The sequence below is a fragment of the Citrobacter sp. CK198 genome, assembly GCF_030333295.1.
GTDB classification, from domain to species: Bacteria; Pseudomonadota; Gammaproteobacteria; order Enterobacterales; family Enterobacteriaceae; genus Citrobacter_B; species Citrobacter_B koseri.
Genome location: NZ_JAOWGE010000034.1, coordinates 92,925 through 106,240, shown reverse-complemented (window position 1 = coordinate 106,240; position 13,316 = coordinate 92,925). Strand labels below are relative to the sequence as shown.

13 protein-coding genes are annotated in these 13,316 nt (G+C 53.9%); 7 read left to right on the top strand and 6 right to left on the bottom strand.

All coding sequences use genetic code 11. From position 1 onward, the window contains the following. The first annotated feature begins 193 nt into the window (after positions 1-193). Together bepA and arsC are read left to right on the top strand one after the other, a co-directional pair. Positions 194-1,657 (top strand): beta-barrel assembly-enhancing protease, encoded by a 1,464-nt coding sequence (bepA, locus tag OGY62_RS15600; protein ID WP_286460267.1) that lies wholly within the window; start codon positions 194-196, stop codon positions 1,655-1,657. A gap of 72 nt (positions 1,658-1,729) precedes the next feature. Then, positions 1,730-2,089, top strand: a complete 360-nt coding sequence (gene arsC / locus OGY62_RS15595) for an arsenate reductase (glutaredoxin) (protein ID WP_153257765.1) — start codon at positions 1,730-1,732, stop codon at positions 2,087-2,089. Here arsC and OGY62_RS15590 read toward each other — a convergent pair. Further along, entirely contained in the window at positions 2,086-2,931 is an 846-nt protein-coding gene (locus tag OGY62_RS15590; RefSeq protein ID WP_286460266.1) for an XRE family transcriptional regulator, read from the bottom strand. The genes arsC and OGY62_RS15590 overlap by 4 nt on opposite strands. Before the next feature lie 159 nt (positions 2,932-3,090). Between OGY62_RS15590 and celB the strand changes: the two genes are divergently transcribed. The 3 genes from celB to OGY62_RS15575 are packed head-to-tail and all read left to right on the top strand — an operon-like array spanning position 3,091 to position 6,800. Continuing rightward, entirely contained in the window at positions 3,091-4,410 is a 1,320-nt protein-coding gene (celB, locus tag OGY62_RS15585; protein ID WP_110493959.1) for a PTS cellobiose transporter subunit IIC, read from the top strand. Between the two features lie 3 nt (positions 4,411-4,413). After that, a complete protein-coding gene (locus OGY62_RS15580) occupies positions 4,414-5,373 on the top strand; it encodes a glycosylasparaginase (protein WP_012131290.1) in 960 nt (319 codons plus the stop codon). Continuing rightward, positions 5,370-6,800: a leucyl aminopeptidase family protein gene (locus OGY62_RS15575; RefSeq protein ID WP_286460265.1), complete on the top strand. Its 1,431-nt coding sequence runs from the start codon at positions 5,370-5,372 to the stop codon at positions 6,798-6,800. The genes OGY62_RS15580 and OGY62_RS15575 overlap by 4 nt, the downstream gene beginning before the upstream one ends. 35 nt (positions 6,801-6,835) lie before the next feature. Here the strand turns inward: OGY62_RS15575 and OGY62_RS15570 are convergent, their stop codons facing one another. The 5 genes from OGY62_RS15570 to OGY62_RS15550 all read right to left on the bottom strand — a co-directional run bounded on the left by OGY62_RS15570 (position 6,836) and on the right by OGY62_RS15550 (position 11,515). After that, positions 6,836-7,537: a DnaA inactivator Hda gene (locus OGY62_RS15570; RefSeq protein ID WP_213164963.1), complete on the bottom strand. Its 702-nt coding sequence runs from the start codon at positions 7,535-7,537 to the stop codon at positions 6,836-6,838. A gap of 95 nt (positions 7,538-7,632) precedes the next feature. After that, positions 7,633-8,922, bottom strand: coding sequence for a uracil permease (uraA, locus tag OGY62_RS15565; protein WP_012131287.1), 1,290 nt, complete (start codon positions 8,920-8,922; stop codon positions 7,633-7,635). Positions 8,923-9,009: 87 nt separating this feature from the next. Further along, a complete protein-coding gene (gene upp, locus OGY62_RS15560) occupies positions 9,010-9,636 on the bottom strand; it encodes a uracil phosphoribosyltransferase (RefSeq protein ID WP_012131286.1) in 627 nt (208 codons plus the stop codon). 183 nt (positions 9,637-9,819) lie between these two features. After that, positions 9,820-11,250 carry a 6-phospho-beta-glucosidase gene (locus OGY62_RS15555; RefSeq protein WP_114848606.1) on the bottom strand — a complete coding sequence of 477 codons (1,431 nt, stop codon included), beginning with the start codon at positions 11,248-11,250 and terminating at the stop codon, positions 9,820-9,822. After that, complete coding sequence (locus tag OGY62_RS15550; protein ID WP_115625798.1) at positions 11,237-11,515, bottom strand: hypothetical protein; 279 nt, start codon at positions 11,513-11,515, stop codon at positions 11,237-11,239. The genes OGY62_RS15555 and OGY62_RS15550 overlap by 14 nt, the downstream gene beginning before the upstream one ends. A gap of 27 nt (positions 11,516-11,542) precedes the next feature. Here OGY62_RS15550 and purM point away from each other — a divergent pair, with 27 nt between their 5' ends. Together purM and purN are read left to right on the top strand one after the other, a co-directional pair. Beyond that, positions 11,543-12,580 carry a phosphoribosylformylglycinamidine cyclo-ligase gene (gene purM / locus OGY62_RS15545; protein ID WP_024130122.1) on the top strand — a complete coding sequence of 346 codons (1,038 nt, stop codon included), beginning with the start codon at positions 11,543-11,545 and terminating at the stop codon, positions 12,578-12,580. Then, positions 12,580-13,215, top strand: coding sequence for a phosphoribosylglycinamide formyltransferase (gene purN / locus OGY62_RS15540; protein WP_077956824.1), 636 nt, complete (start codon positions 12,580-12,582; stop codon positions 13,213-13,215). Before purM ends, purN begins: the two co-directional genes overlap by 1 nt. Positions 13,216-13,316: the final 101 nt, after the last annotated feature.

Sequence of the window (13,316 nt, the reverse complement as noted above, 5' to 3'; positions counted from 1 at the left end):
TGCGATCCCGAATTGTATCTAAATGTCACAAAAAAGACTTCGCTTTTTGTTGCTGATTCAGGAAACTGAAAAGTCATTTGAGCGGGGTATTCACCACCGGGTTTCGCAGTTACACTCCCTGTGCTGGCGTGGCGGAACGATACGTCGCGGCATCGGTCAAATGGCTATATTAAAGAAAACAGGACAGAGGTCTATGTTCAGGCTGTTGAAGAAAAACCTGGTTGCTACCCTCATCGCTGCGCTGACTATCGGTCAGGTAGCCCCCGCGTTTGCAGATTCCGCAGACACGCTACCGGATATGGGGACCTCAGCAGGAAGCACGCTTTCTATCGGTCAGGAAATGCAAATGGGCGACTATTACGTTCGCCAGTTGCGCGGCAGCGCGCCGTTGATCAACGATCCGCTGTTAAGTCAGTACATCAACGCGCTGGGGATGCGTTTAGTCTCTCATGCAGACTCCGTGAAAACGCCATTCCATTTCTTTTTGATTAACAACGACGAAATTAACGCCTTCGCCTTTTTCGGCGGCAACGTTGTGCTGCATTCCGCGCTCTTTCGCTATTCCGACAACGAAAGTCAGTTAGCCTCGGTGATGGCGCACGAAATTTCCCACGTAACCCAACGCCATCTGGCGCGCGCGATGGAAGATCAAAAGCGCAGCGCTCCGCTAACCTGGGTCGGCGCCTTAGGCTCTATTCTTCTGGCGATGGCCAGCCCGCAGGCCGGTATGGCGGCGCTGACCGGTACGCTGGCGGGAACGCGTCAGGGGATGATCAGCTTCACCCATCAAAACGAACAGGAAGCAGACCGAATCGGTATTCAGGTGCTGCAACGTTCAGGGTTCGATCCGCAAGCGATGCCGACGTTCCTGGAAAAACTGCTCGACCAGGCGCGCTACTCCACGCGTCCTCCCGAAATTTTGCTGACGCACCCCCTGCCGGAAAGCCGTCTGGCGGATGCCCGCAACCGTGCAAACCAGATGCGCCCGGTGGTAGTGGAATCGTCGGAAGATTTTTATCTGGCGAAGGCGCGTACGCTGGGGATGTACAATTCTGGCCGTAATCAGCTTACCAGCGACCTGCTCGACGCATGGGAAAAAGGAAACGTGCGCCAACAGCGTGCGGCGCAATATGGCCGGGCGCTACAGGCGATGGAAGCCAGCAAGTACGACGAAGCTCGCAAAGCGCTGCAACCGTTGCTGACGGCTGAACCGAATAACGCGTGGTATCTCGACCTGGCGACCGATATCGATCTGGGGCAGAAGAAAACCAGCGAAGCGATTAACCGTCTGAAAAATGCCCGCGATCTGCGCGCAAACCCGGTATTGCAGCTAAACCTGGCGAATGCTTATTTACAGGGCGGGCAAGCCAGAGAAGCCACGACCATCCTCAATCGCTACACTTTCAACAATAAAGACGACGGCAACGGCTGGGATCTCCTGGCGCAGGCTGAAGCGGCGCTCAATAACCGCGATCAGGAGCTGGCGGCGCGCGCCGAAGGCTATGCGCTGGCCGGGCGACTGGATCAGGCGATCTCTATGCTCAGCAGCGCAAGTTCTCAGGTCAAGCTGGGCAGCCAGCAACAGGCGCGTTACGATGCCCGTATCGACCAGCTGCGCCAGTTGCAGGAACGCTTTAAGCCATACACCAAAATGTAGTATTCGTTCTGTTGCCGGGTGGCGACGCTATCGCGTTTTATCCGGCCTACAGTTCGCGCGAAAGGAGAAATCATGTCAGATGCAGTAAAAATCTACCACAACCCGCGTTGTTCAAAGAGTCGCGACACGCTGAGCCTGCTGAAATCCAACGGCGTTGAACCGGAAGTGGTGCTTTACCTGGAAACACCTGCCGACGCGGCGACGCTGCGTGAACTGCTGCGTATGTTAGGGATGTCCAGCGCACGCGAACTGATGCGCCAGAAAGAAGATCTCTACAAGTCTCTCAATCTGGCCGACGGCCATCTGAGCGAAGAGGCGCTGATTCAGGCGATGGTGGAAAACCCGAAACTGATGGAGCGACCGATTGTCGTCGCCAACGGTCAGGCTCGTATTGGCCGCCCGCCGGAGCAGGTGCTGGAAATCGTGAGCTAATCCATGCGCCGCAGCGTTTCCAGAAAGTCCTGCGGCGTACAATCCCCCAGTTTTTTCTGTGTCTTACCACGGTTGTAGCATTCACATAAGCGGATAAGCAACTCGCTGGCAGATTCACTATTTAGCCGGGGAACAATCTCATTCAGCGGTATTGTCACCGGCACCCAACCGGGAATCGTACCGGTTATTTGGCATGACATGCCGCGCGTCGCCAGGTGCGTTTTTAGCTGCGGGCATATGCGATCAGAAATATTTGTCTCAATAGATTGTATATCAGCCGGGCAGGTTTCCAGCAATTCATCCAGCCAGACCACGACCCGCTGCGGTGAAATACCCGCATACAGTCGGGCAAAGCACCAGCCGCTCATCGGCTCGCGCGCCCAGAACAAATGATGTTCGCCACCGTCGTCCATATGTAACGAGAGTGGAAGGTGATACAGCGCCAGATGATTCGGCAGCATCCCGGATTTTAACGCTTTTTTCCCTTGTAACGACGCCCGCTGTCGCTGAGGTGTCGCCGGTTTAAGATAACGATTCAACGTCGCGCGCGACACAACAATGCCCAGCACCTCGTTCACCAACAATAAGAGGTCATCCAGCGGCGCACCTGTTGCGTCACGCAAGGCGTTCACCAAAACAATCTGCTCTTGTCTCATCGCCTTGTATATCGTCTTCGGCGTAGTTTGCCCATCACTAACCCGATCACGATGTCGCCATCGCCTTACTGTCGTAACAGAAATCCCAAGCTCGGCGGCAAGCTCTCTGTCGCTTTTTTCAGACTGCTGAAGATAGCGACGAATACGCGGTGTGGTAGTGGCATTGGCGTGCAATTTTATTTCCATCGCAAGAATCCCTGTCGATTTTTAGATAATTAATCTTATGAGATTTATATGTTAATCGCGATCACATTGTGAGCTATTTCACCTTTCGTTCACACGCCTTCGCAGATAATCCTCATGCATAGCACACACAACGTGAGTTAATCTTGTACGGAGTTCACAATGAACAATGTTCTGGGATTTCTTGAAGCAAAACTGATGCCTCTGGCGGCGAAAACCGCTCAGCAGCGGCATCTCGGCGCGATTCGTGGCGCATACGTTTCGTTTATGCCGTTTATTATCGTCGGCTCTATTCTGCTGGTGATCTCCTCGTTTCCGAATCAAAACTATCAGCAGTTTATGTCTCAGGCTTTTGGCGAGAGCTGGAGTGCGATTATTGAGATCCCGTTTAACGCGGTGTTCTCAACGATGTCGCTGTTTATCAGTTTCCTGGTCGCATTTCGTCTGGCGGAACACTACGGCGAAGATCGCATCTCCTGCGGCATTCTGGCGCTGGTCTGTTTTCTGATCCTTACACCGTTTATCAAAGTGGCGGAAAACGGCGGTATTACCGTGATCCCCGTAGAATGGATTGGCACAAAAGGGTTGTTCGTCGCGATGATCGGTTCGCTGCTGTGGACTGAACTTTTCTGCTGGCTAAAGCGTAAAAATCTGGTGATCAAAATGCCAGAAGGTGTGCCACCGGCGGTGCAAGAATCTTTTGCCGCGCTGATCCCCGCCTTACTGGTCATGATACTGGTACTGAGCATTCGCATCTTGTTTGAAAACACCCATTACCAGACCATCCATCAGTTTATTTACGAAGTGGTCGCCACACCGGTTCGTCATTACGGCACCTCTTACTTTGGCGCGCTGATGACAGTGTTCAGCATCACTATTTTGTGGTCGGTCGGTATTAACTCCGGCTCAATGGTTAACGGCATCATCCGCCCGCTGTGGATGGAAAACCAGACCGACAACATTGCGGCTATTCAGGCTGGCACCACACCCCCACACATCATTACGGAACAGTTTTTTGACATGATTTGGATGGGCGGTGCGGGTGCAACGTTGTCGCTGGTGTTAGCCATGCTTTTCTTTGCGCGCAGTAAAAACATGCGGGAAGTGGCGCGGCTCGGTGCCGGAGCGTCTGTGTTCAACATCAACGAACCGATTCTGTTCGGTCTGCCGGTGATAATGAATCCGATAATGCTGATCCCCTTCAACCTGGTGCCGCTGGTGCTGGTCACCGTACAGTATACCGCGATGAAGCTCGGCGCAGTCGCCGTCACTACGGGCGTCTTTATTCCGTGGACGCTGCCGCCAGTCATTAGCGGTTTTATCGTTACCGGACATATTAGCGGCAGCGTCATGCAGCTCATTAACCTGCTGATTGGCGCAATGCTGTATCTGCCCTTTATGCGGATCGTCGATAAACAGTACCGCGCAGCGGAACTGGCTGCCGTAACACAGTCCGATGCACCACTTGCAAAACAGGAGTAAACCATGTGGGGAATTATCGCAACCTGGCGAATGGCGCTTGAAGGTGTGGCGGAATCCGCGTCTGCACTGGCTGCGGGAAACCCGGTCGCAATGGCGGTGGTAGACGCCGTCGCGACCGTTGAGGACTTTCCGTTTTATAAATCCGTGGGCTATGGCGGACTGCCTACTGAAAATGGCGAGGTCGAACTGGATGCCGCCTATATGGACGGCGATACCCTCGCGTTTGGGGCGGTCGGGAACCTGGTGGATATTGCCAACCCGGTGCGCGTCGCACATGCGTTAAGCCGTCAGCGCTATAACTGTCTGCTGGTTGGCCAGGGTGCGCGTGAATGGGCACTGAGCCAGGGGTTTGCGGATAAAACCATGCTCACCGACAGAGCCATCCAGCACTATCAAAAACGCTGCCGGGAGACGCTGGATAAAGGCTTAAGTCCATATAACGGCCACGATACGGTCGGCATTATTGGTCTGGATAAACTGGGGTCGATGAGCGTTGCCACCTCCACCAGCGGCCTGTTTATGAAAAAACGCGGCCGCATTGGCGACTCTCCGGTTATTGGTTCCGGCTTCTATTGCGACAGTGAAGTCGGCGCGGCGACGGCAACGGGCGTCGGTGAAGATCTGATGAAAGGCTGCGCCAGCTATGAAATTGTTCGTCGCATGGCGCAGGGGATGACACCGCAACAAGCGGCTGATTCTGTCGTGTTTGAGCTGGAAGATAAATTGATGTCGCGATTTGGTCGCACAGGCGACCTCTCGGTGGTCTGCATGAACCGTAAAGGCGAGTTTGGCGCAGCCACTAACATCAAAACATTCTCGTTCGTTGTCGCTACCGCACGCCAACCGCTCACCGTATTTCGCGCCGAACGCCAGCACGAGAAGACCCATTATCACCCCGTCGATGAAGAATGGATGCAAGACTATGCCGCACGGATACGTGCTCCAGTCGAGGAAGAGAAATGATTTCATACCAACTGATTTGCTCACCCGCAGAGGTTCAACCACAAGGCCATCTTATCGCGCCTCCTGGCTGTTCTTTATTGCCGGATTCCGCTCTGCTCGCGGAAATGCGCGTACTGGCGCAAGATAAAGTAGCGGATACCCGCTTCGGCTGCGCGCCTTTTACGCGAATTACCCTGTTGCCTGATGCGCTCTGGCAGGACAACCTGACCGAAAGTTTACTCAATGCGATACGACCGCTGCTGGCCTCGCCAGTCAGCGAAAATGTGCTGATTGATGTCACCGAAATAAACGACACTGTACTGGCGCTGCTGCTGCGTTTTCTGTTTAATCAGGCGTATACGCTCAATGATTTACAATTGAAAAAAACGGATGCCACCGCCACTCGCATCCGCCATATCACCGCGTTCTGCCAGCCAGAACAATACGAGAAACGTGAAAAAGTGTTCAGGCAACAGCAGGCCATTGCCAACGGCATGGTCGCTGCGAGGCGGCTGGCGGATACCCCCTCCGATTGCTGTACGCCGCAGTTCGTGGTCAACGAGGCACAAACCCTGTGCGCCTCTTTTCCTGCGTTGCACTGTGAAGTCCTTGATGAAAAACAAATTGTTGAACAAGGCCTCGGACTGCTCCATGCGGTTGGCAAAGGAGCGACCTGTCCACCGCGTTTGCTTGCCATTCATTACAACGGCATAAGTGACGGCCCGGTACGTTGCTACATAGGTAAAGGGATAACGTTTGATACCGGTGGCCTGTGGCTGAAAGAGGGCGCGGGTATGTACACCATGAAATATGACATGTGTGGCGCAGCCAACGTGTTGGGACTGCTCCTGACGGTTGCGGAGTTAAAACTGCCCGTACGCATAATGGGCGTACTGGCGCTGGCTGAAAACGCAATCGGCCCGAACGCAATGCAGCCAGGCAGCGTTGCTCGCGCCTGCAACGGTATGACAATGGAAATCAATAACACCGACGCCGAAGGACGACTGGTGCTGGCCGACGCCATTGCATGGACGAGCCAACGACAACCGCAGGCCCGTTATATCATCGACATGGCAACCTTGACCGGTGCGGTGGTGAAAGCGCTTGGCTACGAACTCAGCGGGCTGATGACTCAGGACGATGCGTTAAGACAGGCGCTAACAGAAGCAGGACGGCAGTGCGGAGATGAAGTCTGGTCTTTACCTCTGGATGCACGACTGAAAAAGCAGACCGAAAGCGCCATAGCCGATCTCTGTAATACGCCGACGAACAATGCGGCAATCAGCGCTTCCGCAGCCTGGTTACTGCATCATTTTTGCCCGTCGGATATCCCGTGGGCACATCTGGACATTAGCGGTACGGCGCTATGGCGAGAAAACGGCAGAAGCGTCGCGTCCGGCAGGCCGATTCCACTGCTGGTTGAGCACTTACTGGAAGATATTGCCTGAGTTTTTTGCCCGGCCACCGGGCAAAAATGGCAGCGTTACAGCGTCAGAATCTCTTTAACGAACGGAATGGTGAGTTTACGCTGTGCGGTGATTGAGGCGTGATCGAGCTGATCCAGCGTAATAAATAGCGTACGCATCTCACGATCCAGCCGCTTCAACAGAAAACGCCCGACATCTTCCGGCAGTTCAAACCCACGCAGTCTGGCGCGCAGTTGTAACGCCTGGAGTTTGTCTTCATCAGAGAGCGGTTGCAGCTTGTAGATTTGCCCCCAGTCCAGACGAGAAGCCAGATCGGGTAATCCCAGCTTTAACTGACGTGGAGGACGATCGCCGGTGATCAGCAGGCGCGTTTTTCCCGACTCAAGGATGCGGTTATAGAGATCAAAGATCGCCATTTCCCACAGTTCATCTCCGGCGACACATTCAATATTGTCAATACACACCAGCGACAAATGTTCCATGCCGTCAAGCACTTCCGGTACAAACCAGGTGCGCTTATCCAGCGGCACATAGCCTACCGCGTCGCCGCGTTGCGACAGTTCAGCACACGCCGCGTGCAGCAGATGGCTACGGCCCGCGCCTTCACGCGACCAGAGATAAATATATCCGCTATGTTCCTGACGCAGCACGTTTTGCAGTGCAGCCAGTAAAGAGGCGTTATCCCCCGGCCAGAAACTTGCGAAAGTTTCGTCGTCAGGAAGATAAAGTGGCAGAGAGAGCTGTGCCGGAGTGTTCAGAGATACCTCAATCCAGGATTCCATAAAATCGCGATGAGTTTACCACAGAATTCCATCACGATAGAACCGGGCAGCAGCACTGCCCGGTTTCAGGATTATTGCTGCGGCGTATCCGCGTCTTTCGCATCCAGCACCACTTCTTCCGGGCGCAGAACGCTGATCAGTTTGAAGATCAGGCTCAGGCCGATCCCAACGATGGTCGCCAGCGCCATTCCTTTCAGTTCAGCCGCGCCAATATGCACTTTCGCGCCGCTGACGCCGATGATCAAAATCACCGAGGTCAGGATCAGGTTCTGCGCTTTGTTGTAATCGACTTTTGATTCAATCAATACGCGAATACCGGATGCGCCGATCACGCCGTACAACAGCAGCGATACGCCGCCCATTACCGGCAGCGGGATTATCTGAATCGCAGCAGCCAGTTTACCCACGCAGGAGAGCAGAATGGCAAAAATCGCCGCGCCGCCGATAACCCAGGTGCTGTACACGCGGGTGATCGCCATAACACCGATGTTTTCACCGTAGGTGGTGTTCGGCGTAGAACCGAAGAACCCGGAAATCATCGTTGATAACCCGTTGGCAAACATCGAACGATGCAGGCCAGGGTCACGAACCAGATCCTTTTTAACGATGTTCGCCGTCACGACCAGGTGGCCTACGTGTTCGGCAATCACCACCAGCGCCGCTGGCAGAATTGTCAGAATGGCAAACCATTCAAAGCGCGGCGTATAGAACGTCGGCAGCGCGAACCAGTGCGCTTCGGCAATCGGCGCGGTATCCACCACTCCCATTGCAAATGACAGCGCATAGCCTGCCAGCACGCCGATCAGGATCGGGATAATGGCCAGGAAACCCCGGAACAGCACGGAGCCAAAGACCGTCACCGCCAGGGTCACAAGGGAGATGGTAATGGTTTTGGTATCCGGGGATTGCCCTTCAGCAGGCAGTAACCCGGCCATACCCGCAGCCACGCCCGCCAGTTCCAGACCGATAACGGCAACGATTGCGCCCATCGCCGCAGGCGGGAACATCACGTCCAGCCAGCCGGTTCCGGCTTTCTTCACGATAAAAGAGACCAGGCAGAACAGCACGCCGCACATGATAAAACCACCCAGCGCCACTTCATACCCCAGCGGCAACAGCAGCAGAACCGGCGAAATAAAGGCAAAGCTCGACCCTAAATATGCAGGAATTTTACCTTTACAAATAAAGAGATACAGCAACGTACCGATGCCGTTAAACAGCAGAACGGTAGCCGGGTTGATATGAAACAGGACTGGCACCAGCACGGTTGCGCCAAACATGGCGAACAAATGCTGCAAACTAAGCGGGATTGTCTGTAAAAGCGGCGGTCTTTCACTTACCCCGATAGCACGGCGCGTCATAGTGTTTTCCTCTGAGTGTTGTATGTTATGAGTGTTTTATTCAAAAAAAAGCCGACTCTTAAAGTCGGCTCTTTATTATTCATTCACTTACTTCGTACCAAAGATCTTATCGCCGGCATCGCCGAGGCCCGGAATAATGTATCCGTGCTCGTTAAGTCCCTTATCAATCGATGCGGTGTACAGCTCAACATCCGGGTGTGCTTTCTCCAGCGCCGCAATGCCTTCCGGCGCAGCAACCAGCACCAGCACTTTAATGCTGTGGCAGCCTGCATTTTTCAGCAGATCGATCGTCGCAATCATTGAACCGCCGGTTGCCAGCATCGGGTCAACTACCAGCGCCATACGCTCATCGATGTTGGATACCAGTTTCTGGAAGTACGGAACGGGCTCCAGCGTTTCTTCGTTACGGTAGATGCCCACCACGCTGATACGCGCGCTCGGCACATGCTCCAGGACGCCTTCCATCATGCCCAGACCGGCACGCAGGATAGGAACCACGGTGATTTTTTTACCTTTGATTTGTTCGATTTCAACCGGGCCATTCCAGCCGTCGATGGTTACCGTTTCGGTTTCCAGGTCTGCGGTCGCTTCATAGGTCAGCAGGCTGCCTACTTCCGAGGCGAGTTCACGAAAGCGTTTAGTGCTAATGTCGTTTTCACGCATCAGACCCAGCTTGTGTTTGACGAGTGGGTGTTTGACTTCCACGATCTTCATACTCTTCTCCTTTCCTCAGACGAGTGGCAACCACAAAAAAAATCGCCGGATTATACCGCTTTTCCTCTCTGGCGCAACACAACGTATGCTTGACATGGATCAACCAAAGTGACATACGTCTGGAGAATGAGTATAAAACACGCCCCGCACAGATGGCGGGGCTGAATAACAACGTATTGAATCTTAAATATTTTCTCCGTTGTTTTTAATTACATTTTGATACCAGGCAAAAGATTTCTTCGGATGGCGCGCTAACGTCCCGCTGCCGTCATTATTTTTATCGACATAGATAAAGCCATAACGTTTTTTCATCTCGCCCGTCCCCGCCGACACCAAATCAATGCAGCCCCACGGGGTGTAGCCCATCAAATCAACGCCATCTTCCACAACGGCTTTTTTCATTTCACGAATGTGCGCTGCGAGATAGTCGATACGGTACCGATCGTCAACGGAACCATCTCCCTGCTGAATATCTATCGCCCCAAAGCCGTTCTCGACAATAAACAGCGGTAGCTGGTAGTGATCCCAGAACCAGTTGAGCGAGTAGCGTAACCCCACAGGATCGATCTGCCAGCCCCAGTCCGACTTCTGCACATACGGATTGGAGACCAGACTTTTCGTTTCGTCGTAATCGAGCTGTGGGTTATCTGCGGTCGCTTTCGTGGCAAAAGACATGTAATAGCTGAAACCGATATAGTCGACGCAGCCCTGTAACAACGCCGCGCGATCTTCATCGGTGATATCCAGCGCAAAGCCCCGACGCGCAAAGTAGTTGAGGATATGCTGCGGATATTTCCCGCGCACATGCACATCCGTAAACCAGTAGCGACGGTGCATCGCGTTCATCGCCATCATCATATCGTCCGGCGCGCAGGTCAGCGGATAGATCGGACACATGGCGATCATGCAGCCAACCTGCAATGCCGGGTTGATCTCCCGCGCCGCTTTCACCGCCAGCGCGCTGGCGACCAGCTCATAGTGCGCCGCCTGATACATCACCGGTTCACGATCTTCGCCCGGCAGGTATTTCAGCCCCGAGTTGGTGAACGGCGCGAAATCTTCGTGATAATTGGCCTGGTTGTTGATCTCATTGAAGGTCATCCAGTATTTCACTTTGTGCTGATAGCGGGTAAATACCACTTTCGCGAAGCGCACGAAGAAATCGATCAGCTTACGGTTACGCCAGCCGCCATATTCCGTGACCAGATGGTAAGGCATTTCAAAATGCGACAGCGTAATCACCGGTTCAATACCGTACTTCAGGCATTCATCAAACAGGGCGTCATAAAACTGCAAACCCGCTTCATTCGGCTGTAATTCATCCCCCTGCGGGAAAATGCGCGTCCAGGCGATAGAGGTACGAAAACATTTAAAGCCCATCTCAGCAAAGAGCTTAATATCGTCTTTGTAGCGGTGATAGAAATCGATAGCCTCATGGTTAGGATAATTTTTCCCGGCGATCACGCCGTCGGTAATTTCCCGCGGAACGCCATGCGCACCGGCGGTCATCACATCCGCCACGCTAATCCCCTTTCCGCCTTCCTGCCAGCCGCCTTCTAACTGGTGAGCGGCAACGGCGCCGCCCCACATGAAATTCGCTTTAAATCCAGACATACGTTTCCCTCATTGTAATTGCAATGTTAACGCCGCTACGCTGACAACCCGAAGCAAAAAAGAAACCGGTTTCAGTACGATACTGTGCATAACTGGCGCAGGTTTCAAGCACGGTAATGAACCCGGTTTCATTTTCGTGGAGCAGTTCAAACAAATGGGTACACAACGGTAAAACGCTGAAAAAATCGGCAGATAAAAACGGATGCAGAGCAGGCTCGCAAACGTTTGCTTTCCCTGTTAGAATTGCGCCGAATTTAATTTTCACCGCAAGTAACGCGTGGGGACCTAAGCAGTGACCGACAAAACCTCTCTTAGCTATAAAGATGCCGGTGTTGATATTGACGCTGGTAATGCTCTGGTTGATCGAATCAAAGGCGTAGTGAAGAAAACTCGCCGCCCGGAAGTCATGGGTGGTTTGGGTGGCTTCGGCGCGCTGTGCGCATTGCCGCAAAAATATCGTGAGCCTGTACTGGTTTCCGGCACTGACGGCGTAGGGACAAAACTGCGTCTGGCGATGGATCTGAAACGCCACGACACCATCGGGATCGACCTGGTGGCGATGTGCGTCAACGATCTGGTCGTTCAGGGCGCGGAGCCGCTGTTCTTCCTGGATTACTACGCGACCGGCAAGCTGGACGTCGATACTGCCGCCAGCGTGATCAACGGTATTGCCGAAGGTTGTCTGCAATCAGGCTGCGCACTGGTCGGCGGCGAAACCGCTGAAATGCCAGGGATGTATCATGGCGAAGATTACGATGTCGCCGGTTTCTGCGTCGGCGTGGTGGAAAAATCAGAAATTATCGACGGTTCCAAAGTGGCCGATGGCGATGTGCTGATTGCCCTTGGCTCCAGCGGCCCGCACTCCAACGGCTATTCTCTGGTGCGCAAGATCGTTGAAGTCAGCGGTTGCGACCCGGAAAACACCGAGCTGGAAGGCAAACCGTTAGCCGATCACCTGCTGGCGCCAACCCGCATTTATGTGAAGTCCATTCTGGAACTGATTGAAAAAGTCGATGTGCACGCCATCGCCCACCTGACCGGCGGCGGTTTCTGGGAAAATATTCCTCGCGTATTGCCGGACAACACCCAGGCGGTGATTGACGAATCTTCCTGGCAATGGCCAGCCGTCTTCAACTGGCTGCAAACCGCGGGCAACGTCAGCCAGCATGAAATGTATCGCACCTTCAACTGCGGCGTCGGGATGGTGATCGCCCTGCCGGAAGCGGAAGTGGATAACGCCCTCGCCCTGCTGAAAGCAAAAGGTGAAAACGCCTGGAAAATCGGTATCATTAAAGCCTCTGATTCCGAACAGCGCGTGGTTATTCAATGATGAATCTTGTGGTGCTTATTTCCGGCAACGGAAGCAATTTGCAGGCGATTATCGATGCCTGCAAAGAGAAAAAAATCAAAGGCACCCTTCGGGCAGTATTCAGTAACAAGGCCGACGCGTTCGGCCTTGAACGCGCACGTGAGGCCGGAATTCCGGCACATGCGTTAACGGCCGATCAATTCGCCAGCCGTGAAGCGTTTGACCGCGAACTGATGCGTGAAATAGACGCTTACGCCCCCGATCTCGTGGTGCTGGCGGGCTATATGCGCATCCTGAGCCCCGCGTTCGTCGCCCACTATGAGGGGCGTCTACTCAATATTCACCCTTCCCTGCTGCCAAAATACCCGGGGTTGCATACGCACCGTCAGGCGCTGGAAAACGGCGATGAAGAACACGGAACCTCTGTCCATTTTGTTACCGATGAACTGGACGGCGGCCCGGTTATTCTGCAAGCGAAGATTCCGGTCTTTGAAGGCGACAGCGAAGATGAAATTACGGCCCGCGTTCAGACGCAGGAACACGCTATCTATCCGCTGGTCGTCAGTTGGTTTGTGGATGGCCGTCTGGAAATGCGTGATAACGCCGCCTGGCTGGATGGCAATCGCCTGCCGCCGCAAGGCTATGCCGCCGAGTAATAACATTCCCTCGCAGGACGGGTAAGCGAAGCGCCATCAGGCAATCCAACGTTTCAATGCCGGGTGGCGCGTCAACGCCTTATCCGGCCTACGCCTCAGGA